Here is a 26,395-nt window from a genome sequence, read left to right on the forward strand (position 1 = left end):
ACTCTTGACAGTCCGAGCGGCGATCGCCACAGTAACCGATTGGAACGCTAAATTTAACGTTCAAATCCAAGCGGGACGGCGATTCACTGCGGCACCGCGACGGCGATACGCTGCGGCGCAGTGAACTTGTGGGAGGTGGCTTCGCGATGGCGCGAGCAACACTCGAAAGCGTGGCGCGGCATGCCTCTGTGTCGATGCAGACGGTGTCCAACGTCATCAACGCGCCGCACCGGGTGCGTCCGGAGACGCTGGCCCGCGTGCAGGCCGCCATCAAGGAACTCAACTACCGCCCGAACCAGGCTTCTCGCACGCTGCGGACCCGGCGCTCACGACTGATCGGCGCCCGCATCGAGCCGCCGCGCGACGGCGTCAACGGCGCCGTCCTCGCCCAGTTCCTCCAGTCGCTGACCGCCCGTACCCAGGAAGCCGGCTACCGGATCGTGGTGTTCACGGCGACAGACGACGACCACGAATGCTCCCTGTACGAACAGCTTCTCGACGACCACGACCTCGACGCCTTCGTCCTGCACGCCACCCACGCCGGCGACCGCCGGACGACATGGCTCGCAGAGCGCCGGGTGCCGTTCGTGACCTTCGGCCGGCCCTGGGGAGCTGAACCCGAAGCCCCCGAGCGGCACGGCTGGGTCGATGTCGACGGCGCGCAAGGGACCCTTGCCGCCACCCGGCACCTCATCGAGAGCGGCCACCAGCGGATCGCCTTCCTCGGCTGGCCGGAGAGTTTAGAGGTCGGTGACGACCGGCGCAGCGGCTGGTCCTCCCTCCTCGCCGTGTCCGGAATCGACACTCCCGCCGGCTACGACATGGGCGTTCCCGATGGGCTCGACACCGGCCGCGAGGCCGCCGCGGCGATGCTCGACCTGCCAACTCCGCCGACCGCGATCGTCTGCGCGAGCGACTCGCTGGCCCTCGGGGCCTGGACCGAGATCACCGCGCGTGGACTGCGCCCGGGGGTGGATGTCGCGGTGGTCGGCTTCGACGACTCCCCGACCGCGGCGGTCGTCGGCCTGAGCAGCGTGGCGCAGCCGTACGACGAGGCCGCCGCCGCCTGCCTGCGGATGCTCCAGGAACTGCTGGCGGCTCCCGAACCACCGGCCGCCCCACCCACTCCCATCCTGCTGCCGCCCCGGCTCGTCGTCCGGGCGAGCGGCTGAGCCGCCCCGCAGCACCCGCCGCACCCGCTCCCACTTCACCCTGCCGAACGGCTCCGTAGTCCGTTCAGCCAACACCTGCGATCCCGCTCATAGCCCCAGCGCGGCGGCGGATCGCGGTCCCCTCTACCACCGGCGCCTCAAGCCGGCCTGCGCAAGGAGATTTATCATGACTAATCCGCGTATACGCTGGGCAGTTGGCGCCGTCGCGCTGATGTCGCTGAGCCTGTCGGCCTGCGGCAGCGGCTTCGACGACACCGGCGAAGCAGACGACCAGGCGTCGGTCGGCCCCGCCTCGATCAAGGTCCTCATCGCCTCCAGCGGCGACGCCGAGACGAAGGCCGTCAAGGACGCCTCCAACGCATGGGCGGGCAAGTCCGGCAACAAGGCGACCGTCACCCAGGCCCAGGACATCACCCAGCAGCTCGGACAGGGCTTCGCCTCGAACAACCCGCCGGACGTCTTCTACGTCGACGCCAAGTTCTTCGCGACGTACGCGAGCACGGGCAGCCTCGAACCGTACGGCGACAGCTTCCCGGCGAAGGACGACTTCTACCCCGCTCTGCGTCAGGCCTTCACCTACGACGGCAAGTTCTACTGCGCCCCCAAGGACTTCTCCACGCTCGCCCTGCAGATCAACACCACGGCGTGGTCGAAGGCCGGCCTGACCGACGCCGACTATCCCACCACCTGGGAGGAACTGGCGGCCGTGGCGAAGAAGTTGACCACGGGCAAGCAGGTCGGCCTCGCGCTCGGCGACACCCGTGACCGGATCGGTGCCTTCATGGTCCAGGCCGGCGGATGGGTGACGAACAAGGACGCCACCAAGGTCACCGCGGACTCCCCGCAGAACCTCGAGGCCCTGAAGTTCGTCCAGTCGCTGCTCGCCGACGGGTCGGTCAAGTATCCCAAGCAGCTTGACTCCGGCTGGCCGGGCGAGGCCTTCGGCAAGCAGAAGGCCGCCATGACGATCGAGGGCAACTGGATCGCCGGCGCCATGAAGAACGACTACCCGGACGTCAAGTACACGACCGTTCCGCTGCCGGCCGGGCCCAAGGGCAAGGGCACGCTCGCCTTCACCCAGTGCTGGGGCATCGCGGCGAAGAGCAAGAACAAGGCCGCGGCCCTCGACTTCGTCAAGGCGATGACCGCGAAGGACAACCAGCTGACCTTCGCGCAGACGCTCGGCGTGATGCCGTCCCTGCAGTCCGCCGAGGCCGACTACATCGCCAAGTCCCCGCAGGACAAGGCGTACATCGACGGCGCCGCGTACGCCCAGGCCCCGGTGAACGTCGCGAAGATCGACCAGGTGCTCACCGACTTCGACACCGGCCTCCAGGGGCTGCCCAAGGCCGACCCGGCGCAGATCCTCGCGCGGCTCCAGAAGAACGCCCAGGCAGTCGTGGGCGATTGATCCCGGATAACCCGGCACGAACGGAACGAAAGTGAACCCGCGATGAGCCAACCGAACCCCGGGCCCGCACAGGGCCCGGGCACCGGCCCGGCAACGGACAACAGCCGGGCAGGCACCACCCAGACCCCCGCCGCGTCACCCGCGCTACGCGGACCGCGCAAGGACACCGCCAAGGCCGGTGGAGGCAGCCGCACCCGAGCCCCCCGCGGCGGCATCCGAGGCCGCGAAGGCCTCGCCGGCTGGCTGTTCGTGTCACCCGTCGTCGCCGTGCTCGGACTCTTCCTGGTCGTGCCGATCCTCATGGCGCTCTGGGTGAGCGTGTCCGACTGGAACGGCCAGGGCAGCCCCTTCTCGTCAGGCGTGGACTTCGTCGGCACAGACAACTACAAGCCGCTGGTCACCGAATCAGGCCTGGCGCAGAGCGACTTCATGATGAGTATGCGCAACAACGCCTACTACGTCTTCTTCGTCGTCCCGCTGCAGACCGCGCTCGCGCTGGGCCTGGCACTCCTGGTCAACGGGAAACGGCTGAAGGGCAAAGGCTTCTTCCGCACCGCGTACTACTTCCCGGCGGTGACGAGCTCGGTCGCGATCTCGGTCGTCTTCCTGTTCATCTTCTCTTCCAGCGGCGTCGTCAACGCCCTGCTGGAGAAGATCGGCGTCGAGGGACCGGCCTGGTTCGCCGATCCCCGCGGCATCATCCATCTCGCCCTCGGCGCCCTCGGTATGAACACCGACGCGCCACCCTCCGCCCTCGCCGACACCACCATCGGCGGCCTGTCCCTGTGGGACTGGATCTCCGGCCCCAGCGTCGCCATGACCGCGATCATCACGCTCGTCGTGTGGACGACGGCAGGCACGTTCATGCTCATGTTCCTCGCCGCGCTGCAGGACATACCCCTCGAGGTCGAGGAGGCCGCCGAGATCGACGGCACCGGGCGCTGGCAGCGGTTCCGTCACGTCACGCTGCCCATGCTCAAGCCGACGCTCTTCCTCGTCCTGACCCTCGGACTCATCGGCACCTGGCAGGTCTTCGACCAGATCTACGTCATGTCGCAGGGCGAACCGGGGAAGACGACGCTGACGCCCGCGTTCCTGTCGTACCAGTCCTCGTTCATCAACAACGAGTGGGGACAGGGCAGCGCCATCGCCTTCATCCTCTTCGCGATCATCGTCGCGATGACGCTCCTGCAGCGGTTCGTCCTGCGCGACAAGTACGAAGCCCGCGCCAAGGCCGCCACCCGGCGCGCAGCGAAAGCGGCACGCTCCGGCTCCGGCCCGACGGTGGGGGCGGCCTGATGACCCGTACGACCGCAACGGCCCCCACCACACCCCCGGGAACCGACGCACCCGCGCCCACCACCGCAGCCGCCCCAGCGGCCACCGCCGACGTCCACAGAGGCACGCGATGAGCACACAACCCAAGCTCGCCGACGCAGACACCGCAGCGTACGCGGACGGCAATCCCGCAACCCGCCCCGACGGCAAACGCACACGCCGCCGCAGCGGCCTCACCCGCACGCTCGGCTACACCGCCCTCGTCGTCATCGCGCTGGCCTACATCTACCCCTTCCTCGTCCAGCTCGCGACGAGCTTCAAGACCGACGCCGACGCGACCGGCAACCCGCTGTCACTGTGGCCGGACCCCTTCACGACAGCGGCCTTCAGCCGGCTCGCCGAAGCGGACTACTCGCGCTGGTTCGCCAACTCCGTCGTCGTAGCACTGCTCGTCACCGCGGGCCGCGTGTTCTTCGACTCCCTCGCCGGATACGCACTGGCCAGGCTGCGCTTCCGCGGCAGGGGCGCACTGTTCGCCGCCGTCATCGCGGTCATGGCCGTGCCCGGCGTCGTCCTGCTCATCCCGAAATTCCTCGTCCTCAACCAGATCGGGATGTACGACTCCTACTCGGGCATGATCATCCCGCTCCTCGCCGACGCCGCGGGGGTGTTCATCATGAAGCAGTTCTTCGAGTCGATCCCCGTCAGCGTCGAGGAAGCAGCCCGCATCGACGGAGCGAGCACCTTCCGCACCTTCTGGTCCATCGTGCTGCCGATGGCCAAGCCGGCCCTCATCACCCTGACCATCCTGTCGTTCCAGGGATCATGGAACGAACTGCCGCACTTCATCGTGTCCCGCCAGAGCCCGGAACTGAACACCCTGACCACCGGGGTCGCCTCCCTCGTCTCCGGCCAGCTCGGCGACGGCAACCAGTACCCGCTCAAGCTCGCGGCGACCCTGCTCATGACCATCCCCGTGGCACTGGTGTTCTTCGCCTTCCAGCGGCATTTCGTCCGCGGCGGCACGGCAGGAGCGACCAAGGGGTAGACGGGCGGGCAACCCGCGCCGAGTGGCGCCCGAATCCGCCAGGGCCTGTCCGGTGTCACTCCCCGCTGACCGGACAGGCTCTGGTCCATCTGTAGAAGCGACGGTGGTCGCGTCGGCTCGAGCTGATCAGCCCGGAACGGCCGTTCACCGTCGGCGCTTGTCCTCCTCGTCGGGAACGTCGGCTTCGATCTTCTCTTTGCGGACCTTGCCGGTGACGGTCTCCTGCTCGGTCTGCTCGTCGGTGGTGAGCCGTACCCGCTCGACGGGCTCGGCCTCGGTCTGCACCACGGGGCGCTCCGCGTGCAGGGTCACCTCGTGCTCGGCTTCGCTGATGTCCGGGCCGGCCGTGGCGGCGTCGCGGTTGGCGTCGGTGACCGGTTCGCGTTCGACGCGGACTTCCTCGTGCCGTACGGGGACGGTCTGCTGGACATCCTCGGTGACGACGTACTTGCGCAGGCGGGCCCGGCCGGTCTCCTGGCGTTCGGTGCCGACGCGCATCCGCTCCTCGGAGCGGGTCATCGCGTCGTCCGCGGTTCCTGCCTCGCGGTCGGCGCCGGGCCGGTTGGCCTGCTGCCAGGCGGCGTCCCAGTCGAAGCCGTAGTACTCGTACAGGCGGTGCTCCTCCTGTTCGGACAGGTGCCCGCCGGCGTCGACGTCGACGTTGGGGGCGTCCTTGACCTTGTCCTTGGGGTAGGGGACCTTGAGATGGTCTTCGACCATGCTGGCGTGGGTGATCGGCACAAACGACTCGCTGGTGCCGAACAGGCCGGTCTTGACGCTGACCCATTCGGGCCGGCCGGTGACGTCGTCGAGGAAGACGTGCCTGGCGTCGCCGATCTTGTTGTCGTCGGTGTCGTAGACCGGGTGGTCCAGTACCGCCGGGATCTGCTCTCGGGTGATCATCGTGATCTCCCTTCTGCTGGCCTCCCGACCCGACTAACCTCGTGAAACAGCACAAAACGCACTGATTGTCCTGATCTGTCGTGAATGCGGGTGTGGGTGAGGTTCGGCCGGATACTCGTGCGGCATGGTTTCGATCACGTACCGGTGGAGAGTGCCCTGAGCGGGAAGTCGCTGGTCATGGATGTAATGGCGGGTCTGCGCACCGCCGATCGCCGGCTGGCCAGGCGGGCGATCGCGTGGGGGCCGCCGTGGGTGCGGCGAGTCGCGCCCGCGGTGGAGGAAGCGGCCGAGCACACCAAGCTGTGGTGGGCGGCTGCCGCAGTGATGGCAGCCACGGGCAGGTGGCGCGGCCGCACGGCTGCCGCCGCCGGGGTGACGGCCATGGTGACGGCTCAGGTGCTGTCCAACGCGGTCGCCAAGCAGCTGTACCGGCGGCGCCGCCCGCCGCAGGAATGGGTCCCGCCAAAAGAGCTTCGAGACCGCCCGGACACCTCCTCCTTCCCCTCCGGGCACACGGCTGCCGCCTTTGCCTTCGCCGGAGCCGTCGCCACGGTGTGGCCGGCCGCCGGTGCGGCTTGCGGGGTGTCAGCGGTGACGGTGGCCGCAGAGAGGATCCACAGCGGTGCCCACTACCCCGCCGATGTGGCCGCCGGCGGGGTGATCGGGCTGGCCACGGTCCCCCTGGTGCGAGCCGCACCGCGTCTGCTGCGGCGTGGGCTCTGACAGGCGGTTACTGGAAGCTCGCTCTGGCCTCCGTCGGCGTGATCCCTCCCCGCGAGCGCGGTGCGAGGTATCTCCAGGCTGCGCTTGAGCGGGTGTCCCGGCGCGTCGGGCCCTGGCGAAGGAGGTGTGCCGGTGAACCGTTACCCGCCGATAGCCGACCACGGCATGGTCGGTGATCTTCAGATCGCCGCGCTGCACCAGCACCCTGGCGGCATCAGCGAGGAGGAGCCGGATCACGAGGAGGAGCCGGATCAGAAGTCTCAGACCGCCGTGACGTGCTGTTCCCGGCCCGGGACCAGCCGGCCCAGCGCCAGCCGTGCCACGCGCGGCCAGTCGGCCGCCGTCCCGCCCGCCCGTGGCGTGCCGGGGCGGCGGCGTGGCACGCGGACCCGGAGTGCCCCGGGCGCGCTGCGGCATACGACGGGTGACGGCAGAACGACGTGTTCTCCGTCGATGCCGACCGGGAGGGCGTCCGTGTCGGCTTCTACGACGACTTCCCCGGCGCTCAGCCGGATGAGTCCCCCGGGGCGCGGACCGCGCGGACCGCGGACCATGCGCGCCGCCTGAGCGGTGTTGTCGACCTGCACGCACACCACACCGAGGAGTCCCGAGTCCAGCCGCTCCCTGCGCCCCGGATGGGCCGCGTCGACGGCACGGCCGTAGGGATTGTTGCTGACGAGCAGCGCCTGAAGTCCATCGACGTACGTCCGGTCGGCCCGCGTCCGCAGCCTGGGCGCGTCCTCGCCGGTGAGGAGGCCGGGGAGGGTTCGCAGGGTCGTGCGGGCTTTGGCGTCCCGGTACGCGGGGTCGGTGACGACGGACGCGTACGTGCCGAACGAGGCGTTGTTGACGAAGACGCGGTCCGCGGCGTACCCGAGGTCGATGCGGAGTTCGACGCCGTGGGTCAGGGCTTCCAGGGCGGCCGCCGGATCGTCACGGTCGAGGCCGAGATCGAGGGCGAAGTGGTTGCGCGTACCGGCGGGAATCACCACGAAGGGAAGGTCGTGGAGCGCCGCGACCTCGGCCACCAGCGCCTGGGTGCCGTCGCCGCCCGCCACCGCCAGCAGATCGGCCCCCTCGGTCGCGGCCTGCCGGGTCAGCTCGGCGACATCCTGGCCCGCGTCGAGCAGGGCCACCCGGCAGCCTGCGGCCCGGGCCTTCTCCACCAGGTCGAAACGACCCACCTTGCCGCCGCCGGAGCGCGGATTCATGAGGACCCAAGGGGCGCGGGGCGCCTCGACAACAACCTGTTCGGAGGCGGTGTGACCAGGTGTCAGGGCCGTACGTGCCGCCGTGACGGCCAGCAGCCACAGGCACAGGGACAGCAAGGCCGGCCCGAGCATGCCGAACGTGGCATACAGGGCCAGGGCAGCGGTCGGCGCGGTCACCGACAGAGCCACGCCGAGGGCACGGACCACTCCGGTGTGCGCCAGGGTCCACCACACCCCGACGGCGGCGAGCGCCAGTCCGGCGATGCCGACCAGGGCCCACAGCACGCTCCGCAGACCAGCGGCGACGAGCGGCACCAGGATGCTGCCCAGCAGGGCGAGCACGGCGAGGCGAGCCCGTCCGGCGCTGTCCTCGTGTACGGCTGCGGCCCCTGCCTCTCCCGACTCCCTCGTGTTCCAGCCGTGTCGTCCCACCGGTCGGCCCTTCTCTTCTGCCTCACACCTTGTGCGGCGGGCGCTCCTCGGACAGTGGGCGCTCCTCGGACAGGTCGAAGAGGTTGTCGCGCCGGACCACGCACAGGGCCCAGATGATGAAGCCCGAGAGCGCGATCATCACGACCGACCACACCGGGTAGTACGGCAGGGAGAGGAAGTTGGCGATGATGACGAGTCCGGCGATGGCCACGCCGGCGACACGCGCCCACACCGAGACCTTGAGCAGTCCGATGCTGACGATCACGGCGACCGCGCCCAGAGCGAGGTGGATCCAGCCCCAGCCGGTCAGGTCGAACTCGAACACGTACTGGCGCGTCGTGACGAAGATGTCGTCCTCGGCGATGGCCATGATGCCCCGGAAGATGTCGAGCAGGCCGACGAGGAAGAGCATCACGGCCGCGAAGACCGTCAGGCCGGTTGCCCATTCCTGCTTCGCCGTGTGTTCCGGCCGGGTGTGTGTCGCGGTCATCTTGCGCCTCGATTCGTGGTGTGCGGATGCTCAGGGATTGGGGGTGCGGGCGGTGGAGCCGGCGTGCTCCGCCGGGCCGTGGCCGGTCAGGACCAGTTCCTTGGCCCTGCGGAACTCCTCGTCCGTGATGTCGCCGCGTGCGCGGATCTCGGACAGCTTGCTGAGTTCGTCGGCGCTGCTGGGGCGGCCCATGCCGCCTGCGGCCTCCCTGATGTGGGCGTCGAAGGCTTTCTGCTGTGCTCGGGCCTGCGCTATTTCCCGGCGGCCCATGTTCTTGCCGCGGGCGATCACGTAGACGAAGACGCCCAGGAAGGGCAGCAGGATGGTGAGCACCAGCCAGCCGGCTTTCGCCCACCCGCTCATCGCGTCATCGCGGAAGATGTCGACGACGACGCGGAAGAGCAGGACGAACCACATGATCCACAGGAAGAACAGGAGCATGCTCCAGAAGATGCTCAGCAAGGGGTAGTCGTACGCCAGGTACGTCTGCGCGCTCATGTCACTTCTCCGTCCCGGGCGCTCGCCCGGCCGCCGTTGCGTGCTGTCTTCAGCGTGGGCACGGCCAGGGCCGGGTGGCCTCACCCGACGCGGGTGAGCCTGCGGGCGGCCCGGCACTTGATGGATGCGCTCCTGCGGCGGGATCAGGGTTCGGCCCGCGTACGGCGGGGGACAGCGGCTGTCCGGTACCAGTCGGAGGAGGCGACGTACTGACCGAGGGCGAGGCCCGAGACGGCCACCAGGAACACGGCGATCAACCAGGAGAGGAACGTGAAGACGGGCCCCAGCGGGCCGAACTCCTGCAGGCTGCGCTCCATGACCGTGGGCACGAACAGGCCGGCGGCCCAGCTCAGCACGACCGTGCCCGTGCCCGCGAGCAGCGCTCCCGGCAGCAGGTTCCGCCAGCCGATCCTGCCGCCCAGCAGGAGGTGCTGGGACCACCACCACAGCAGAGTCGCCGACAGCACGGACAGCACCCCTCCGATCACCGCGCCGCCGCCGAACCCGCTGCGCAGCGGTGCCTGGACCAGGAGGACGCCCAGCCAGACGAGCAGCCAGAGCAGCCAGCGCCAGACCGCGGCCCGCACCGGTGTCCGGGGCAGGTGCCAGCACCGCTCGCAGACCGCCTGAAGCGCCCGGCTGAAGGCCGTGGCGGACACGAGAGTCACCACCACGCCCACAGCTCCGGCGGCGTCTCGTGGTGTGCCGGTGGCGGTGAAGGCACGGCGTACCTCGTCGAGCGTGTCACCGCGCACCCCCAGAACCGCACGGAGGGAGTCGGCCAGCAGGTCCTGCACCCCTCGGGGGGCGAACGCCGCGACGGTCATCAGCAGCGGCAGCGCGGTGATGAAGGCTTGCGCGGCCAGCCTCACGGAGCCCTCCACGACGTTGAGCGCCGACAGGCGGGGAAGCAGCCGGGCCACCGGACCGGACCGCAGGTTCGCCAGGGCCCGCTCCACCGTCGTGCGCCTGCGGGACGCCGGGGCGGGGCCGGGTTTCCTTGCCATGGCTCACGGGGCCGCCGCCCGGTCCTTGTGCCCGGCGGTCGGGCCCGCGGCGGCCGCGAGGACCGCCACCACGATCAGGACGGCCAGGGCGATACCCAGAACGAGCGCCACCGCTCCGACCGTGGGGTGGTTCCAGAGCACCAGCGCCAGAGCTCCGGCCGCGATGACGCCACCGGTGGTCCATGCCCGGTGGCCCGCCAGCCAGCGTCCGGTGGACCCGGTGCGCACTCCGGCGCGGTGCAGCCCCTGGCCGGCGGCCGTCGTGCCCCTGTCCGTCGCCGTGCGGACGGCGCGGGCCGGACGTCCGGGACCGTACAGGTACGCCACCAGAGCCGTGACCACCGCGACGACCAGCAGGGTGCGCGTGCTGTCGCGCAGGAACCGGACGAACGTGTCGTAGATCGCCGCGGCCGCGTCGGTGGGCAGCGCGTCAGGCGGGACCGAGTCCAGATAGACCCGTCGGACCACGGCCAGCGCGACGAGCAGCACCACCATCATCACGCCGACACCCGTCGCGGTGATCATCAGCATCACCCGGTGGGCCGGAGCGGTCCACACGGCGAGCGCGGCGAGTACGACGGTCAGGACGGGCAGCCAGGTGCCGAGGACGTCCAGCAGCCGCATCATGTCCTGCGCCTTGCCCAGTTCCTCGGTGTGGAACAGCGTGATGGTCCGGTCGGTGTCCGGGATGGCGGCGGCCTTGTCGAAGCCCGCGTCGACGAGCCGCTCCCGTACTTCGTTGACGACCTCTCCCACGTCCAGTTGGACGGTGTCGCCCTCGGCGCGCACGGCACCCTCGCGCTCTCCGGTGAGCATGTTCACCACCGCGGCGTGCGACCGCCGGTTGGCGCCCTCCCACACCTGCTGGAAGGCGTCGCTGGTGATCACGCGGGTTACGGTGCGGTCCACGACGGTCCTGACCGCGTTGCGCAGCGGACCCTCCAGGGACTCGGCCCCCTCCACGACGCGGGGTGGTGCCCCGGAGTCCTGGAGGACCCTGGTGAGCGAGTCCGTCACCGCTTTGACGTCCACGTTGGCCACCACGCGGTCCGTGAGCCGGTTGATCACGACCTCCTGCACGGGCGGCTCGGACGCCAGCGGCGCGACGGTCTCCACGTACCTGTCGGTGTCGGAGACCGTGTCCTGGACCCAGGCCGCGACGACGGCCAGGGGCGCGAGCAGCAGGGCCAGCAGGAGGAGGACCGAGGAGCCGGCCTGACGTACCCGCCGGTGGCGCACCGCGGCGTGACGGCGCAGTCGCTCGTATTCCGCTCGCTCCTCGGCGGTCATGACGTGTTTCTGGTGTGAGGCTCCGCCGGAGTCCGGCGGATCCGGGGTCGCTGCCGGGTTCATGGGTGCTCCTTTCCGTGTGTGCGCCGCCCCGGCCGCGAAGGCCGCCGGTCGGGATGACCGTGGCGGGGCGACCGCACGGGCCCGGTGCGTTTGTCGCGCGCGGCCGGAGCGGCGGGTGCGGTGTCAGTCCGTCTCGGCGGGGGCGTCCGGCTCTGTGGGGTGCGTCTTTCGGAGCGCGGCCCGCCACGCGAGGGCGACCACCGCTTCGCCCAGGCCGAGCAGGACGAGCCACAGGCCGAGCAGTCGGGTAAGGGCGCGGGCCGACTCGGCAGGCAGGGCGAGCACCACGATCCCCGCGACGATGCCGAGCACCGCGACGCCCAGGACGGCGCCGCGGTGCGGCAGGTCCTTGGTGGCGAGAGCCGTGTAGAGGGTGAGGATGCCGGACACCAGCCAGACGACCCCGACGATCAGTGAGAGCGCGGCGATCGTCTGCAGCGGGTTCCGCAGGCACAGCACCCCGGCGAGGACGTACAGCACGGACAGGAGCAGTCCCGGGAGTCGTTCGTGCCCCTCGCGCGCGAAGACGCCCACGAACCGGAATGCCCCGGTCACCAGCAGGTGCAGGCCGATGATGACCGCCAGGACGTGCAGGGTCACCTCCGGCCAGACCAGTACCAGGACGCCCAGCACCAGCGTCGCGACGGCCGAGGCCAGGAGCCAGGTCCATGAACGGCCGAGCCGCGCCAGTGCCTGCGCGGGGTCGTCCATCGGACCGGGGGCCGCCCCGTCGGGCTCGTGTTCCTGTCCGGTGCGCGGTGCCGGACCGTGCGGCATGGCCATGGCTCCTCCTCGCGTGATCGAGTGGTCGCCTCCGGACCGCCGGCGGGGCGGAGTGTGATGGGGCGGTGTGCGAGGACCTGACCGCTCCAGGCTCACGCCTGTCACCGGGTGCCGGGGTCACCCACCACGGGTGATCCGGCGACGCCGCCGTGGCGGTGAGGTGGGAATCTCCCGGCGCCCGGCCCATCGGCCTTCCGGCCGGACGGAACGAAGAGACACGAGATGAGCGATCCGAGCACTGCCCGGACGGACCGCGCCCGGTCCGGGCCGGACGCGCACCGGCGGCGCCTTCCGCTCCGCCCTCGCCGGTGGGCGGCGGTCGTCGCGGTCGCCCGCGCCGTGCTCATCGCCGTAGGCCTCGTCACCGCCTACTACCTGCTGCCCCTGGATGAGCGCGGTACGGCTGGTGCGTCGGTGCTGCTCGTGTGCGGCCTGGTGGCGGTGCTGCTGGTGTTCGGGTGGGAGGTGCGGGCCATCGCGCGCTCATCCCACCCGCGCCTGAAGGCCGTCGAGGCCCTGGCCGCCACGCTGGTGCTGTTCCTGGTCCTCTTCGCCGGCACCTACTACCTGCTGGACCGCTCCGCCCCGGGCTCCTTCAGCGAGCCGATGACCAGGACGGACGCCTTGTACTTCACTCTGACCACGTTCAGCACCGTCGGCTACGGGGACATCACGGCACGCTCCCAGACCGGGCGCGTGCTGACGATGCTGCAGATGGTGGGAGGGCTGCTGCTCGTGGGCGTCGCCGCACGGGTGCTGGCGAGCGCGGTCCAGGCGGGGTTGCGCCGACAACGCCAAGGGCCGTCGGCGGAGCCGCGTTCCGGTACCGACGCCGGGGCGCCGGACCGGAAGGCCGGACCATGACCGCACCCAGCGCTTTCACCGCGTCCCTGCCACCGGCCGAGCGAGCGGCTACGGCAGGAATGCGAGGGCGGGGATTCCTACGTGCGCCAGCTGTGGCACTGGAAGGGCATCGCACGGCCGGAGACCATGGGGCCGGGCCTGCTCTCCCTCTTCGGCCGGCTGTGCGGGGCGTCCCTGGCACGGGCCCAAGCCCGCTCGGGTGATCCCATCGCCCTCGCCGCCTGCCTGGGCGGCAGCGGCCGCTTCGACCGCGCGCTCACCGAGTTCGCCCAGTTCTACGCCGACCAGAACGAGCGGGACTACGAGGCGCCGGAAGCCGCATGCTGCTCCGGCCGGAGCAGTGCGGAGCGGCGCTGACGCTCCGGCCCGTCACCACGCGAGGCCGCCCGGCACCGCACACCGCCCGGTCCCGTCACTCCGGCAACTGCCGCATCTCCACGACACGCAGTCCCAGTGACTGGCAACGTGCCAGCAGCCCGTACAGGTGCGCTTCGTCCACGACAGGGCCGAACAGGACGGTCTGGCCGGACATCACCACGTGGCCCAGCTCCGGGAAGGCTTTGGCCAGCGTTTCCGACAGGTGTCCCTCGACTCGGATCTCGTAGCGCACGAGCTGTCCTCCCATGGACTGCCTGGGACAGGCGGGCGGCACTCCTCCCTACGACCGTGCGCTTCCGTGCTCCTTCGGGCCTCACCCGGTACAGGTGACCCGTGGCCTGGCGACGGACCCCACGGACCAACGCGTTCTCAATGCTTCAGAACGATCTTGAAGGAGATGATCAGCAGGCCGAGCAACAGGTTGACCGACGCGGTGGCGGCCACAAGCCGCCGCGAAGCACCGGCGCGGCGTGCAGCGGCCACGGACCAGCCCACCTGCCCGGCCACGGCGACGGAGAGCGCCAGCCAGAGGGCACCTCGCACGTCGAGGCCCAGGAGCGGGCTGACGGCCACCGCGGCGGCCGACGGGACGGCAGCCTTGACGATCGGCCACTCGTCACGGCACACCTGCAGCACGACCCGGCGGTCCAAAGCCTGTTGCGCCAGGCGCGCCCCGAACAACTGGGCATGCACGTGCGCGATCCAGAACACCACGCCGGTGAGCAACAGCAGCAGCACCAGCTCGGTGCGGGGGAACGAGCCCAGGGAGCCGGCGCCGATCACCACGGAGGCCGCGAGCATGGATCCGTAGACTCCGCCCGTGTAGTCCGCGCGGGCTCGGCGCTCGGCACGGCGCTCCCCGCGGGCCGTGGCCGGGCCGATCCTGGTCCTGGACACCGGTGACTCCCTCCGGACTCAGCGCGTCGATCCGGTCGCTCCGGCCTGAGCGTCGGCGTCCGGCTGCCGCGGACGGCTGTCCCGGGCGGTCGGCAGGTGCGGTGTGACCAGGAAACTGGCGAGTGCGATGCCGCCGGTGGCCAGGATCGCCGCCTTCAGGCCGTCCAGCTGCGCGGAGGCGTAGGAGTCCGCGACGGCGTCGACCTCGGACGGCGGCAACCCGGCACGCTCGGCCGCCGAGCGCACCTGATCGGTGGCGACGAAGGTGATCCCCGCCTGGAGGGCGACACCGACCTCCTCACGGGTCTCTTCGGACAGCTGCGAGTTGTCCGCCACCTGCGTGGTGAAGGCGTGGGCGAGTGCACCGATGAGGATCGACCCGATGAGTGCGGTGCCCAGCGCGGAGCCCAGATTCTGTGCCGTGAACTGGAGTCCTCCGGCCTCACTGCGTTCCTCCTCGCCGACGCCGGACTGGACGACGTTGCCCAGTTGCGAGGCGAGCAGGCCGACGCCCACGCCCAGCAGGGCCATGGCTCCGGCGAACTGCGCGTCGTCGATGACCGGGTCGATGGTGGCCAGCAGCCACACGATGGCGGCCGCCAGGGTCGCCAGGGCCAGCCGGACCACCCTGCGCGGTCCCCACACCCGTCCCAGCGAGGACGCGGAAAGAGAGGTCACCAGCATGGTGGCGGACACGGGCAGCAGGCGCAGCCCCGTCTCGAAGGCGTCGAACCCCTGAACCACCTGCAAGTACAGCGGGATGGTGAAGAACAGCCCCAGCAGGATGAGGTTCTGGCTCAGCAGCGTCATCAGGCCGGACCGCAGCACGGGTCTGCCCAGCAGGGACAGGTGCACGAGGGGGTCGGCGCCCTGGTGCTCCCGCCGCCGCTCCCAGTGCCGGAAGAGGGCCAGAACGGCCGCCCCGGCCCCGACGACGAACAGCGTCGGGGCGAAGCCGAGGACGGTGAAGGGAGGATTGCGGGGCTGCACCCATCCCCAGCTGCTGCTCTGCAGCACCCCGAGCACGCCCAGCCCCAGTCCGGCCGCCGAGAGCACCGCACCGACCCCGTCCAGCCGGGGGCGCGGGCCGGTCCGGGGGGACTCCGCGATCACCCGGCGGCACAGCAGGACGGCCACGACGACCACGACCTCGCCGGCGAAGACCAGCCGCCAGGTCAGGTACGTCGTCACCCAGCCGCCCAGCAGCGGGCCGACCGCGATCCCGGCGCCGGCGAGCCCGCCGATGACCGCGTAGGCGACGGCCCGGTCCTTCCCGCGATACGACTCCGCGACGAGGGCGGCCATGGCCGGCAGCACCATGGCGGCTCCGAGCCCCTCGATGACGGACCAGCCCAGCGTGAGGACCCAGAGAGTGGGTGCCACGGCGGTCAGTGCCGACCCGGCACCGTAGACGACCAGCCCCAGAAGGAACATGCGACGACGCCCCAGGATGTCCCCGAACCTGCCGCCGATGATCATGAACGCCGCCATGACCAGCGCGTACAGAGTGATGACGGCCTGGATGGCGGTGACCTCCGTGTCGAAGTCCTCGACCAGCTGACTGATGGACACGTTCATGACCGAGGTGTCCAGGACCATGAGGAACTGGGCCGTACCGAGGACGATCAGAGCCCGCCAGTGCTTCACGCTGTCCACCTCGCCGAGTCGGCCGGTACGCCGGCGGAGTCGGCCGGGCAGTGGCCTGCACATGCCCCGCCGCTCCTGCCCATCGCATCCGAAGTACGTGCCTCGTGCCTCACCCGCCACGGGGGAAGGGCAGCACGCCTGTGATGTCCGGCCGGCGGGGAGGGCGGGCGCCGAACCCTCTCACCGCCCGTGTTCACAGCAGCCGGAGGTCGCGCGCGCGGCGCACCGCGTCGCCTCGCCGGTTCACCGCCAGCTTCCGGTAGACGCTCTTGAGGTGGGTCTTCACCGTGTTCACCGACACGTAGAGGTCGGCGGCGACCTCCTCAGTCGACATCATCCGGGCCAGCCGCTCCAGGACGTCGCGTTCGCGTCCGCTCAGCTCCACCGCGACGAGCGGCGGGGGCAGCGACTCCGGCCGGGGTTGCTCACCGTGTCGCGGCAGGCCAGGCGTGAGCCAGCCCGCTGCCAGCTCGTGGAGCGGAGGCATGGCCAGGAGGGGCCGGATCCACGCTCCCGCATCGAGGAACGGACGTCGCAGCCGCTCCCGCCGGGCGTCGAGGAGCGCCTGCGCCACGAGCCTACGGGCGGTGGCGGTGTCTCCCGTCCCCTCCGCGGCCTGGGCCCTCACCAGCGCTGCTCTCACGGTCACCGCCGGCCCGGTCCGGCCCCCGGTGCGGATGCTGTCCAGCAGGTCGATGGCCGCCCCGGTACGGCCTGCGGCGACCTGGATCGCCGCGGCCTCAACGGCACACGCCGGCTGGTCGCCGGACACGCCCTGGAGCACCTCGGCCGCTCTGTCCGGCCGTCCTTCGGCCAGGTGAGCGGCGGAGGTGACGAGCGCTTCATGGCCTGCCGCCCAGGGTGAGGCCACGACCGCGGAGACGGCCGGGTCCGCCGCCTGGACGGCGGCTCGTGCCTTGCCCCTGACCAGCAGGAGGCGAGCTGTGGCGAGGGCTCGTCCCGCCGCCATCACCGGATCACGCGTTCCCGATGAGGGCCGGGCCGCCTCGTCGATGAGGGCTTGGGCCCGGCTCAGCTCATGGCGGTCGACGGCCACGGCGGCCAGGACCAGCTGCCCGATGCCGGAGCCGGACGGCTGGGGAAGTCCGACCCGTTCCGCCTCGGACACCGCCGCCAGGGCCTTGCGCTCCGCCCGGCCGGGCCAGCCGCTCAGATAGTCGAGCAGGGCCAGGTGCTCCATCGAGTCCCCCCGGGGCAGCACGGTGGAGGCCCCGCCGGGAGCGCCGGCTGCCGTGGTCAGGGCAGCGCGCGCGTCCTCGAAGCGCCCGGCCCACAGGCGGGCCGAGCCCAGATGGGTCAGCAGGAGGGCGGTGAGTTCGGGATGCTTGTCCAGGAGGTGTGCCGGGACTTCCTGCCGCAGTTCATCGGCCGCTTCGGCGGCTCTTTCGGCCTGTGAGGGACATCCGGTCAGCCGGGCGGCAAGTGCCTCGAGCAGCGCACAGCTCAGCTGGACGGCCGCCGGCTCGGGCGCCGCTTCGGGCGCGTCGTCGGCCAGATGCTCCTCGGCGTGGCGCAGGCGGGTCAGTCCGCGGTCGAGGTCGTATCGGGACAGGTCGCGGGCCGCGCGCACGAGGTCTGTCGCCGGACTCCTGGCCTCGGGCCCCATGCGGGAGAACAAGTCGGTCAGGTCACCCGAGCGCAGGCCGGTGAAGAGCTGTCCGATCGCCAGGTCGTCGACGAGGGCGCCGGCGGCGAAATCCCAGTCGCCCGCGGCGGCGCCGTGAGCGAGTGTCTCCGGCAGGAATCCGGAACGACGCAGCCACCGCGCGGCCCGCCGGTGGAGTTCCGGCTCCAGGCCGGGCAGGCGCTCGCGCAGATGGGCCCGGAGTATCTCCCCGAACAGCGGGTGGAGCTGGTACCACGAGTGCCCGAGGTACTCGACGAACGCGTTGCCGCGGTGCAGCCCGGCGAGAATGGGCCCGGCATCGGTCCGGAGGGTCAGCGCGTTGGCCAGACCGGGACAGAAACGCTCCAGGACGCTGACGCGCAGCAGGAGGTCCTGTGTCTCTTCCGGCTGTCCTTTGAGGACCTCGGCCAGCAGGAAGTCCGCGACCGTACTGCGATCCGCCTCGAACTCCTTCAGGTAGAGCTCCGGGTCGGCGCTCTCCAGAGCGGCCAGGGCGGACAGGCGCAAGCCGGCGGCCCAGCCCCGGGTGCGGTCCACCAGGGCGCGCGCGGCAGGGACCGGAAGGCTCAGACCGTGCAGCTCAAGCAGTGCGGCGGCTTCCTCGGGGGTGAACGCCAGCTCGGCGGCGCGGATCTCCGTCAGCTCGTCGGCCGCCCGGTAACGGTGCAGCGGAAGCAGCGGTTCGGTGCGGGTGACGAGGACCAGGCGCAGCCCCCGCCCGGCGTGGTGCAGGACGAACTCCAGCTGCTCCGCGACCTCCGGAGCGGTCACGCGGTCGTACTCGTCGAGCACGAGGACCACGGGCCGGTCGCGATCGTTCAGCTCGGCGGCGAGCGCCGCCAGCAGCCTTTGGTCCACCCCGGTCGCATCCGCGGGGGCTTCGACCGCGTCGGATGCGGGCGCACCGCAGGCGCGCAGGGACTGAATGACGTACGCCCAGAACACCCCGGGACGCCGGTCCCCCACTTCGACGGTGAGCCAGGCGACGGGCTGCCGCAGGCCGGCGGCCCAGTCGGCGGCCAGCAGGGTCTTGCCCGCGCCGGCGGCACCGTTGAGCAGGGTCAACGGTGTCCGGAGAGCTTGGTCGAGGTGGTCGACGAGCCGCTGCCGCCGCAGGTACGTGGCGGGTCTCGTCGGCAGCACGATCCGGGTGCGCAGAAACGGGTCCCCCAGGGGATCGGTGCACGGAACGGTGGGACCGGTCAGTCCTGGAGCGTTCTCGTCGGTTTCTGCCACAGGGCTCACCACCACTGTCCGTCAAGGTCAGGTCATGGGCTGCGCCTCTTCACCCAGCATCCCAGTCCACCTGCCCCTGCGCGCGGCGCACAGGGGCCGATGCCCCGTTCACCAGGGCATCGCCCGCCCTTGCCCGGCTGGCTCCACACCTACGCCCGCGCCCTGGTGACCGTCGCGGAGGACGGCTCCTCCGAGGGACCGCTGCTCACGGTGTCCTTCCCGTCCCCGGAACGGATCAGGGCCGCCGCCAAGGAGGCGTTCCACATGCGGTTCGTCGCTCAAATGCGCCGTCCCGGACGCGCAGATGACGACCGTGAGCGAGGTTGTGCACCTGGTCGACGCTCTCGACCCGTCGGTCATATGAAGACGAGTACGAAGCGCGACACGGGGGGTTGGGGGAGTCCCACGGCGCTGGAATCCCCCGGCTCGATCCGAGCCGAGAGCTTGAGAGGGCGGGATGAAAGCGGGATGAAAGTGGAGAGAAGAGATTATTCATTCCTATTAGTGCTATTCATGATAGATGCGATTTGTATCGCACCGGGAGAAGCTGAACACTGCGGGTTCCCGCAAGGAGCCCTCCCCTGAACGCTCGCTGCTGGCGTCGGTCGTCACCGATCCCGGACACCTCCCCGAACTCCTCGCCGACTTCGCCGTCCGCCGCATCGGTCCGGCCGTGCCCGAAGCAATCGCCTCGCTTCGGCGGAACCACCCCAACGCCACCGAGGCGGAGCTCCGGGCCCGGGTGGTCGCTCGCGGCCGACGGACCGTCGTATCGGAGGGATCCCTCGTGGGCGGCCCGTTCCTCGTGCTCATTCCCGTCGCGTTCTGCGCGGCGCTGCTCCGCCAGGCACGTACGGTCCTGGAGCTGGCCGCCCTCGACGGCCGCGACCCCACGGCGAGCGCCCGCGCCGGCGAACTCCTTGTCCTCCAGGGCGTGTACGAGGACACCCGGCAGGCGCAGGACGCGCTCGCCCGCCCCGGACGCGCCGCCGGCGCACCCGCCCGCTGGAAGCGATGGGTGGCCCTGTGGGACGTCACCCTGCGCATGGCCCACCTCCTCGGCGTGCTCACGCCAGGCGACGAGAGTCAGGCCGCGGGCCGGCGCGTACGCCGGGTCGCTGTCCAGGCCTGGCGGTGGCTGCTCCTCGGTGTGGTCTTCCTGGTCGGACTGGTTGCCCCCCTCGTCTGGCTCCCGTACATGGCGGTGACCTACCAGCGCGCCGACGCCCGCCTGGCAGACCGCGTCCTCGCCTACTACTTCGCCGACACCGCACCCGCCCCACGCCACCGGACCTCCCGCCCCGAACCGGAAGTCTTGGCGGCCGCACTCCGCGCGTTCCTCTCCCTCCTCGTGCCGCTCGTCCTGACCGCCGTGACCTTCCTGACCGGTCTGCGCATCGCCGACAGCCGCTGGCCGGTCCTCGGCATCACCCTGGCCACAGCGTCCGCCGCGGTCGGCGCGCTCTGGTACTGGCGCCGCCACCGGCGCCTTTGACCGTCCTCCAGCAGTTGACGCGGAGCCCACCCCGGGACGCCGGTCCCCCACTTCGACGGTGAGCCAAGGGCAACAAGATCCGGTCAGTGCCCCTGCCTGCTCAGCCGGCCGCCGCCCTCAGGGCCCACATGAAGGAGTTCCCGCCGGTCGAGGCAGGGCATGAAAGAGGCGGGGTTCGAAAACCCCGCCCGATCTGAAAGAAACCCCAGGTCAGGGCCACACCAAGCAGTACGGCTGGTGCCCGGCCTCGTGCAGCCTGTGGCTGAAGTCCTGCCACTCGTGCAGCAGCTGGTACACGTTGAACGCGTCCCGAGGCCCGCCCCGGTCCGGCACCGTCGACCAGATGAAGGCCGCCGCGCCGACCGCCTCCTCGCCGATTCCGCGTAGGGGGTCTACGACCGTCATAGGGAGCTTGACTACGGCGTAGTCCGGGTGAAGGACTACGAGTTCGAGCGGCGGGACCTTGTTCAGCGGGACGCCCTCTATGCCGGTGAGGACCATCGCGGCCATCGTCTCCGGCTTGATCTTCGTGAACATGCCGTTCATGCCGAGCTCGTCGCCGCCGAGTTCTTCCGGGCGCATGGAGATGGGGACTCGCGCGGCGGTCGCACCGTCCGGGGCCCCGAAGTATTTGTAGGTCACCCCCACCCGGCCACCATTCCTGCTCTCTGCCCGTGGGGCGTCGATCCGACGGATCCCGTTGAGGCCGTCGATCCGCTCGCCCGGCTCGGGCTCACTCTCCGTCTGCCGTACCTCGCGGGTTTCGCGTGTCTCGGCCGCCGCTTCCGCCTCGCGCCGGTGCCTTCCCCGTTGGGCACGCCGAGGACCGAGGTCATCGGTCCCCTCGCCCAGTCCGCCACCGCGATGCATATCTCCACCCGACTGCTTATCTAAGGTGCGCCATCTCCGCCACGCAACCCGATCATCATGTCAGTGACCTCCCCCGCGACCGCCCGCCGAAACGTGCGTTGAAACACGTGTCCGCAGGATCTTCGAGGCCTCTGACAACATGGCTGTGTGAACTATCCGTACGAATACGACGCCCCAGTTTCTCATGCTCTTTTCAACCGTGCGGCGGCCGTCACACCCGGTGGCGTGAACTCTCCCGTGCGAGCGTTCCGCGCCGTGGGCGGTACGCCCCGGTTCATGGTGTCCGGCACCGGTCCGTACCTGACCGACGCCGACGGAAGGGAGTACGTGGACCTCGTCTGCTCCTGGGGGCCGATGATCCTCGGCCACTCCCACCCGGAGGTGATCGCGGCGGTCCAGGCCGCCGTCGCCCGCGGTACGTCCTTCGGTACGCCCGGTGAGGGCGAGGTCGCGCTCGCCGAGGAGATCGTCGCCCGCGTCGAGCCCGTCGCCCAGGTTCGGCTCGTCTCCAGCGGCACCGAGGCGACCATGTCCGCCATCCGTCTCGCCCGCGGCTACACGGGGCGGGCCAAGGTGATCAAGTTCGCCGGCTGCTATCACGGGCATGTGGACGCCCTGCTCGCCGCCGCGGGAAGCGGACTCGCCACGTTCGCGCTGCCCGACACCCCCGGCGTCACCGGCGCCCAGGCCGCGGACACCGTCGTCCTCCCGTACAACGATCTCGACGCCGTCCGCGAAGCCTTCCGCGCCCATCCCGGCCAGATCGCCTGCGTGATCACCGAGGCCGCGCCCGGGAACATGGGCGTCGTGCCGCCCGAGCCCGGCTTCAACCAGGGGCTCAAGGACGCCTGTGCGGACAACGGCGCGCTGTACATCTCCGACGAGGTCATGACCGGGTTCCGGACCAGTAAGGCCGGTTGGTTCGGGATCGACGGCGTACGTCCTGATCTCATGACCTTCGGCAAGGTCATGGGCGGCGGCTTCCCGGCCGCCGCCTTCGGTGGCCGGCCGGATGTCATGGCGCATCTCGCGCCCGCCGGCCCCGTCTACCAGGCCGGCACCCTCTCCGGGAACCCGGTCGCCACCGCCGCCGGGCTCGCCCAGCTGCGACTCCTCGACGACGCGGCGTACGACAAGGTCGACGCGGTGTCCGAGCAGCTCCGTACGCTGGTGTCGGACGCGCTCACCAAGGAGGGTGTGGCGCACCGCGTGCAGAACGCCTCCAGTATGTTCTCCGTGTTCTTCACCGACCGCCCCGTCAAGAACTACGAGGACGCGAAGGCACAGGAGTCGTACCGCTTCACCGCCTTCTTCCACTCGATGCTCGCGCAGGGCGTCTATCTGCCCCCGTCGTCCTTCGAGTCCTGGTTCGTCTCGACGGAGCACGACGAGCGGGCGGTCCAGCGGATCGCCGACGCCCTTCCGGCGGCGGCACGGGCAGCAGCGGAGGCCACGGCAGCATGAGTGACATCACCGTCGTACACGTGGTGCGACACGGCGAGGTCGCCAACCCGGACGGGATCCTGTACGGGCGTCTGCCCGGCTACCACCTGTCCGAGTTGGGGCTGCGGATGGCCGAGCGGGTCGCCGAGCACCTCGCCCCCAGGGACATCACGCACGTCGTCGCCTCCCCGCTGGAGCGGGCACGGGAGACGGCCACCCCGATCGCCGAGAGCCACGGCCTCGACCTCACGACCGACCGCCGGCTCATCGAGGCCGGCAACGTCTTCCAGGGCAAGGCCTTCGGGGTCGGCGACGGTGCGCTGCGCCGGCCCGAGAACTGGAAGCACCTCTTCAACCCCTTCAGGCCGTCCTGGGGTGAGCCGTATCTGGAGCAGGTCATACGGATGATGGGGGCGCTGGACGCCGCCAAGGACGCGGCACGCGGGCATGAAGCGGTGTGCGTCTCGCACCAGTTGCCGATCTGGATCGTGCGCTCCTACGTGGAGCGGCGGCGGCTGTGGCACGACCCGCGCAAGCGGCAGTGCACACTCGCCTCGCTGACGACGTTCACGTACCAGGGCGACAAGATCGTCTCCGTCGGCTACACCGAGCCCGCCAGGGATCTCGTACCTGCGCATCTGCTGGCGGGGGCGAAGCCGGTCAAAGGCAAAGACAAGGCTTTCGGAGCGTAGGCGACGGCCAGTCGCGCCCTCTCGTTCCATTTCGTCCGTAACAAGTTCATCCCCGTCCCGCACGGGAAATGTGACGCTCTCTCCAGGAACCCCCACGTTCGTCGCGCCCTCTAATCCGGTGTCATCCGGAACGGAACAGCGCGACGAACGGGGCGGGAATGCGCCACATCACTCGAAGGGGAATGCTGGGACTCGGGGCCGGTGCTGCGGCGGCTGTGGGACTCGCGGGCTGCGGTACCGAATTGGGAAACGGTTTCAGCGGTGGTGAAGGTTCCGAAAAAGACCCCGGCAGCGACAAGGGCAACGGCAAGGGAAACACCGAACGCCCCATAGGCGACGGCTCCACCGCCTACACCGGCAGGCAGCCCAACCAGCCCGCGAAGCCCGAACCCCTCGAACCCGGCCAGACCCCGCCGCAGTTCGTGGTGTTCTCCTGGGACGGTGCCGGAGACGTCGGCAACGGACTCTTCGAGCGGTTCCTGAAACTCTCCGAAGAGCACGACGCACACATGACGTTCTTTCTCTCCGGGCTGTATCTTCTGCCCGAGTCGAAAAAGCGCAAGTACCTTCCGCCGAACAATGCGCCGGGCGCCTCCGACATCGGTTATCTGACCGACGACCACGTCAAGTCGACGCTCAAGTACGTACGACAGGCCTGGCTCGACGGCCATGAGATCGGCACGCACTTCAACGGCCACTTCTGCGGCGGCACCGGCACCGTCGCCAACTGGACGCCCAAGCAATGGCGCAGCGAGATCGACCAGGCGAAGTCCTTCGTCAAGGAATGGCGTACGAACACGGGCTGGACCGATCTGCCCGCGCTGCCCTTCGACTACGAGAAGGAACTCATCGGCGGCCGTACGCCCTGTCTGCTCGGCCAGGAGAACCTGCTGCCCACGGCCCGCGAACTCGGCTGGCGCTACGACGCCTCCTCGCCCGGCGGCCGTCAGCAATGGCCCGGAAAAAGTCAGGGCCTGTGGGATCTGCCACTCCAGGCGATCCCGTTCCCCGGCCACACCTTCGAGGTCCTCTCGATGGACTACAACATCCTCGCCAACCAGTCCCTCAACTCCACCCAGGCCCCGCCCGCCAACTACCCGGGCTGGCGCAAGCAGGCCACCGAGGCGTACATCACCGGATTCAAGCGGGCATACGAGACGAATCGCGCGCCTTTCTTCATCGGCAACCACTTCGAGGACTGGAACGGCGGCATCTACATGGACGCCGTCGAGGGAGCCCTGAAGCACATGGCCGGCAAGAAGGACGTACGACTCGTGTCGTTCCGGCAGTTCGTGGACTGGCTGGACGTACAGAAGCCGGAAGTGCTGGAGAAGCTTCAGTCGCTGGACGTCGGGCAGCAGCCGGTGGGTGGCTGGAACGAATACCTCGGGGACACAGCCGCGAGCTCCTCGAAGGAGCCCGAAAAGGCCGTCTGAAATGCGGGTTTCCACCCGTGAGGGGGGTGCGCAAGATCCCCGGAACGGACATGCGAAACTTTTCACATGAGTGCCGCAAGCCACGACCCCCAGCGCTCGAAACGCACCCGCTCGTCCATTCGTACGCGTAGTCGCACCGCCCTGTTCACCTGCGGGGCCGCCGTCGCGGCACTGCTGCTGTCCGCGTGCGGATCCGGGGGTACCAAGGGGGGAGGCGGCGGCACCGGGTTCGTCACCGGCACCGACGGCATCGCCACGGTCGAGAAAGCCGAGCGAGCAGCGGCACCCGACCTGTCCGGCAAGACCATCGACGGCAAGCAGCTCGATGTCGCCGACTACAAGGGCGACATCGTCGTCCTCAACGTCTGGGGCTCCTGGTGCGGGCCCTGCCGCCTGGAGGCCAAGAACTTCGTCAAGGTCTCCGAGGATCTCAAGGACCAAGGCGTACAGTTCGTCGGCATCAACACCCGCGACACCAGCACCAAACCCGCGGTGGCCTTCGAGAAGGAGTACGGGGTCACCTATCCCAGCCTGTACGACCCGACGGGCAAGCTGATGCTCCGCTTCGAGAAGGGCACGCTCAACCCGCAGGCGATCCCCTCCACGATCGTCATCGACCGGGAGGGCAGGATCGCGTCCCGCTCGCTGCAGGCGCTCAGCGAGGACAAGCTCCGCAAGATGCTCAAGCCGATCCTCGCGGAGAAGTGACGGCTCGTGTCCCTTCTTGCCGCAGCCACCGACACCAACCAGACAGTCCTCAGCGGGGCCCTGCTGCTCGCCCTGCCGGTCGCCGTGCTCGGCGGGCTCGTGTCCTTCTTCTCGCCGTGCGTTCTGCCGCTCGTGCCCGGCTACCTCTCGTACGTCACCGGAGTCACCGGCACCGACCTGGCCGAGGCCCGGCGCGGGCGGATGGTCGTGGGTGCCTCCCTCTTCGTGCTCGGCTTCACCGCCGTGTTCGTCTCCAGCGGGGCGCTGTTCGGCTACTTCGGCTCGACCCTGCTGGAGCACCAGAGCACGCTTTCCAAGGTGCTCGGCGGGCTCATGATCCTCATGGGCATCTTCTTCATGGGCCTGATGCCCTGGCTCACCCAGCGCGAGTTCCGCTTCCACCGGCGGCCCGTGACGGGGCTGGTGGGTGCCCCCGTCCTCGGCGCGCTCTTCGGGATCGGCTGGACGCCCTGCATCGGCCCGACCCTCGCCTCCGTTCTGGCGCTCTCCTCCAGCCAGGCGAGCGCGGGCCGTGGGGCCCTCCTGACCGTCGCGTACTGCCTCGGCCTCGGCGTGCCCTTCGTGCTCGCCGCGGTCGCTTTCCGCAAAGCGCTCGGTGCCTTCGGCTGGGTCAAGCGCCACTATGTCTGGGTGATGCGCATCGGCGGCACCATGATGATCGTGACCGGGGTGCTCCTGCTGACCGGCGCGTGGGACCGCATCTTGCAGGAGATGCAGGTCTGGTCCAACGGCTTCATCGTAGGGATCTGAT

At 70.1% G+C, this 26,395-nt stretch carries 24 protein-coding genes and 1 pseudogene; 13 read left to right on the forward strand and 12 right to left on the reverse strand.

All coding sequences use genetic code 11. The features are described 5' to 3' along the window. The first annotated feature begins 146 nt into the window (after positions 1-146). The 4 genes from OP79_RS08760 to OP79_RS08775 all read left to right on the forward strand — a co-directional run bounded on the left by OP79_RS08760 (position 147) and on the right by OP79_RS08775 (position 4,909). Entirely contained in the window at positions 147-1,172 is a 1,026-nt protein-coding gene (locus OP79_RS08760) for a LacI family DNA-binding transcriptional regulator (RefSeq protein ID WP_033319476.1), read from the forward strand. A gap of 166 nt (positions 1,173-1,338) precedes the next feature. After that, positions 1,339-2,583: a sugar ABC transporter substrate-binding protein gene (locus OP79_RS08765; protein WP_051744517.1), complete on the forward strand. Its 1,245-nt coding sequence runs from the start codon at positions 1,339-1,341 to the stop codon at positions 2,581-2,583. A 42-nt stretch (positions 2,584-2,625) separates the two neighbouring features. Next, positions 2,626-3,882: a carbohydrate ABC transporter permease gene (locus tag OP79_RS08770; RefSeq protein ID WP_078491684.1), complete on the forward strand. Its 1,257-nt coding sequence runs from the start codon at positions 2,626-2,628 to the stop codon at positions 3,880-3,882. Between the two features lie 109 nt (positions 3,883-3,991). Continuing rightward, positions 3,992-4,909: a carbohydrate ABC transporter permease gene (locus OP79_RS08775; RefSeq protein WP_033319477.1), complete on the forward strand. Its 918-nt coding sequence runs from the start codon at positions 3,992-3,994 to the stop codon at positions 4,907-4,909. A 144-nt stretch (positions 4,910-5,053) separates the two neighbouring features. Here OP79_RS08775 and OP79_RS08780 read toward each other — a convergent pair whose 3' ends face one another. Beyond that, the gene (locus OP79_RS08780) at positions 5,054-5,812 is read right to left on the reverse strand and encodes a PRC and DUF2382 domain-containing protein (protein ID WP_033319478.1); all 759 of its coding nucleotides are present in this window, start codon (positions 5,810-5,812) and stop codon (positions 5,054-5,056) included. A gap of 144 nt (positions 5,813-5,956) precedes the next feature. Between OP79_RS08780 and OP79_RS08785 the strand changes: the two genes are divergently transcribed. Further along, positions 5,957-6,535: a phosphatase PAP2 family protein gene (locus OP79_RS08785; protein WP_245685252.1), complete on the forward strand. Its 579-nt coding sequence runs from the start codon at positions 5,957-5,959 to the stop codon at positions 6,533-6,535. A gap of 260 nt (positions 6,536-6,795) precedes the next feature. Here the strand turns inward: OP79_RS08785 and OP79_RS08790 are convergent, their stop codons facing one another. The 6 genes from OP79_RS08790 to OP79_RS08815 form a co-directional block, all read right to left on the reverse strand. Then, the gene (locus OP79_RS08790) at positions 6,796-8,178 is read right to left on the reverse strand and encodes a diacylglycerol/lipid kinase family protein (RefSeq protein WP_033319479.1); all 1,383 of its coding nucleotides are present in this window, start codon (positions 8,176-8,178) and stop codon (positions 6,796-6,798) included. A 22-nt stretch (positions 8,179-8,200) separates the two neighbouring features. Continuing rightward, positions 8,201-8,668, reverse strand: a complete 468-nt coding sequence (locus tag OP79_RS08795; protein WP_033319480.1) for a DUF7144 family membrane protein — start codon at positions 8,666-8,668, stop codon at positions 8,201-8,203. 30 nt (positions 8,669-8,698) lie between these two features. Continuing rightward, entirely contained in the window at positions 8,699-9,166 is a 468-nt protein-coding gene (locus tag OP79_RS08800; protein WP_033319481.1) for an SHOCT domain-containing protein, read from the reverse strand. Between the two features lie 143 nt (positions 9,167-9,309). Next, positions 9,310-10,173, reverse strand: coding sequence for a YhjD/YihY/BrkB family envelope integrity protein (locus OP79_RS08805; RefSeq protein ID WP_033319482.1), 864 nt, complete (start codon positions 10,171-10,173; stop codon positions 9,310-9,312). Positions 10,174-10,176: 3 nt separating this feature from the next. Further along, entirely contained in the window at positions 10,177-11,526 is a 1,350-nt protein-coding gene (locus OP79_RS08810) for a hypothetical protein (protein WP_033319483.1), read from the reverse strand. Between the two features lie 123 nt (positions 11,527-11,649). Then, positions 11,650-12,309 (reverse strand): HdeD family acid-resistance protein, encoded by a 660-nt coding sequence (locus OP79_RS08815; protein ID WP_033319484.1) that lies wholly within the window; start codon positions 12,307-12,309, stop codon positions 11,650-11,652. 222 nt (positions 12,310-12,531) lie between these two features. Between OP79_RS08815 and OP79_RS08820 the strand changes: the two genes are divergently transcribed. Then, positions 12,532-13,173, forward strand: a complete 642-nt coding sequence (locus OP79_RS08820; protein WP_063741892.1) for a potassium channel family protein — start codon at positions 12,532-12,534, stop codon at positions 13,171-13,173. Positions 13,174-13,245: 72 nt separating this feature from the next. Next, positions 13,246-13,530: pseudogene (locus tag OP79_RS08825) on the forward strand (DUF2252 family protein); the annotation flags it as partial. Between the two features lie 55 nt (positions 13,531-13,585). Here OP79_RS08825 and OP79_RS08830 read toward each other — a convergent pair. The 4 genes from OP79_RS08830 to OP79_RS08845 all read right to left on the reverse strand — a co-directional run bounded on the left by OP79_RS08830 (position 13,586) and on the right by OP79_RS08845 (position 18,979). Further along, positions 13,586-13,783 (reverse strand): hypothetical protein, encoded by a 198-nt coding sequence (locus tag OP79_RS08830; RefSeq protein ID WP_030039028.1) that lies wholly within the window; start codon positions 13,781-13,783, stop codon positions 13,586-13,588. Positions 13,784-13,920: 137 nt separating this feature from the next. Beyond that, positions 13,921-14,448, reverse strand: a complete 528-nt coding sequence (locus OP79_RS08835) for a hypothetical protein (RefSeq protein WP_051744519.1) — start codon at positions 14,446-14,448, stop codon at positions 13,921-13,923. Positions 14,449-14,466: 18 nt separating this feature from the next. Then, complete coding sequence (locus OP79_RS08840) at positions 14,467-16,095, reverse strand: MFS transporter (protein WP_033319665.1); 1,629 nt, start codon at positions 16,093-16,095, stop codon at positions 14,467-14,469. A 193-nt stretch (positions 16,096-16,288) separates the two neighbouring features. After that, positions 16,289-18,979: a winged helix-turn-helix domain-containing protein gene (locus tag OP79_RS08845; protein ID WP_051744520.1), complete on the reverse strand. Its 2,691-nt coding sequence runs from the start codon at positions 18,977-18,979 to the stop codon at positions 16,289-16,291. A gap of 520 nt (positions 18,980-19,499) precedes the next feature. Here OP79_RS08845 and OP79_RS08850 point away from each other — a divergent pair. Further along, a complete protein-coding gene (locus OP79_RS08850) occupies positions 19,500-20,474 on the forward strand; it encodes a hypothetical protein (RefSeq protein ID WP_051744521.1) in 975 nt (324 codons plus the stop codon). A gap of 210 nt (positions 20,475-20,684) precedes the next feature. Here the strand turns inward: OP79_RS08850 and OP79_RS08855 are convergent, their stop codons facing one another. After that, complete coding sequence (locus OP79_RS08855) at positions 20,685-21,344, reverse strand: hypothetical protein (protein ID WP_078491685.1); 660 nt, start codon at positions 21,342-21,344, stop codon at positions 20,685-20,687. Between the two features lie 147 nt (positions 21,345-21,491). On the opposite strand from OP79_RS08855, the gene hemL reads away from it, so the two are divergent. The 5 genes from hemL to OP79_RS08880 all read left to right on the forward strand — a co-directional run bounded on the left by hemL (position 21,492) and on the right by OP79_RS08880 (position 26,394). Continuing rightward, positions 21,492-22,808, forward strand: a complete 1,317-nt coding sequence (gene hemL / locus OP79_RS08860; protein ID WP_033319486.1) for a glutamate-1-semialdehyde 2,1-aminomutase — start codon at positions 21,492-21,494, stop codon at positions 22,806-22,808. Then, the gene (locus OP79_RS08865; RefSeq protein WP_033319487.1) at positions 22,805-23,479 is read left to right on the forward strand and encodes a histidine phosphatase family protein; all 675 of its coding nucleotides are present in this window, start codon (positions 22,805-22,807) and stop codon (positions 23,477-23,479) included. The genes hemL and OP79_RS08865 overlap by 4 nt, the downstream gene beginning before the upstream one ends. A gap of 158 nt (positions 23,480-23,637) precedes the next feature. After that, positions 23,638-24,915: a polysaccharide deacetylase family protein gene (locus OP79_RS08870; protein WP_106972332.1), complete on the forward strand. Its 1,278-nt coding sequence runs from the start codon at positions 23,638-23,640 to the stop codon at positions 24,913-24,915. Between the two features lie 66 nt (positions 24,916-24,981). Further along, on the forward strand, positions 24,982-25,623 hold the full coding sequence (locus OP79_RS08875; RefSeq protein WP_033319489.1) for a TlpA family protein disulfide reductase: 642 nt from the start codon (positions 24,982-24,984) through the stop codon (positions 25,621-25,623). A 6-nt stretch (positions 25,624-25,629) separates the two neighbouring features. Then, entirely contained in the window at positions 25,630-26,394 is a 765-nt protein-coding gene (locus OP79_RS08880; protein ID WP_033319490.1) for a cytochrome c biogenesis CcdA family protein, read from the forward strand. Position 26,395: the final 1 nt, after the last annotated feature.

Origin of the sequence: Streptomyces yerevanensis, from assembly GCF_000716805.1 — a bacterium.
GTDB classification, from domain to species: Bacteria; Actinomycetota; Actinomycetes; order Streptomycetales; family Streptomycetaceae; genus Streptomyces; species Streptomyces flaveus.

Bases quoted from the DNA above. Each gene is read 5' to 3' on its own strand.
- OP79_RS08760 (WP_033319476.1), top strand. From the start codon at position 147: ATGGCGCGAGCAACACTCGAAAGCGTGGCGCGGCATGCCTCTGTGTCG.
- OP79_RS08765 (WP_051744517.1), top strand. From the start codon at position 1,339: ATGACTAATCCGCGTATACGCTGGGCAGTTGGCGCCGTCGCGCTGATG.
- OP79_RS08770 (WP_078491684.1), top strand. From the start codon at position 2,626: ATGAGCCAACCGAACCCCGGGCCCGCACAGGGCCCGGGCACCGGCCCG.
- OP79_RS08775 (WP_033319477.1), top strand. From the start codon at position 3,992: ATGAGCACACAACCCAAGCTCGCCGACGCAGACACCGCAGCGTACGCG.
- OP79_RS08780 (WP_033319478.1), bottom strand. From the start codon at position 5,812: ATGATCACCCGAGAGCAGATCCCGGCGGTACTGGACCACCCGGTCTAC.
- OP79_RS08795 (WP_033319480.1), bottom strand. From the start codon at position 8,668: ATGACCGCGACACACACCCGGCCGGAACACACGGCGAAGCAGGAATGG.
- OP79_RS08800 (WP_033319481.1), bottom strand. From the start codon at position 9,166: ATGAGCGCGCAGACGTACCTGGCGTACGACTACCCCTTGCTGAGCATC.
- OP79_RS08805 (WP_033319482.1), bottom strand. From the start codon at position 10,173: ATGGCAAGGAAACCCGGCCCCGCCCCGGCGTCCCGCAGGCGCACGACG.
- OP79_RS08810 (WP_033319483.1), bottom strand. From the start codon at position 11,526: ATGAACCCGGCAGCGACCCCGGATCCGCCGGACTCCGGCGGAGCCTCA.
- OP79_RS08815 (WP_033319484.1), bottom strand. From the start codon at position 12,309: ATGGCCATGCCGCACGGTCCGGCACCGCGCACCGGACAGGAACACGAG.
- OP79_RS08820 (WP_063741892.1), top strand. From the start codon at position 12,532: ATGAGCGATCCGAGCACTGCCCGGACGGACCGCGCCCGGTCCGGGCCG.
- OP79_RS08850 (WP_051744521.1), top strand. From the start codon at position 19,500: ATGCGATTTGTATCGCACCGGGAGAAGCTGAACACTGCGGGTTCCCGC.
- OP79_RS08855 (WP_078491685.1), bottom strand. From the start codon at position 21,344: ATGCATCGCGGTGGCGGACTGGGCGAGGGGACCGATGACCTCGGTCCT.
- OP79_RS08865 (WP_033319487.1), top strand. From the start codon at position 22,805: ATGAGTGACATCACCGTCGTACACGTGGTGCGACACGGCGAGGTCGCC.
- OP79_RS08870 (WP_106972332.1), top strand. From the start codon at position 23,638: ATGCGCCACATCACTCGAAGGGGAATGCTGGGACTCGGGGCCGGTGCT.
- OP79_RS08875 (WP_033319489.1), top strand. From the start codon at position 24,982: ATGAGTGCCGCAAGCCACGACCCCCAGCGCTCGAAACGCACCCGCTCG.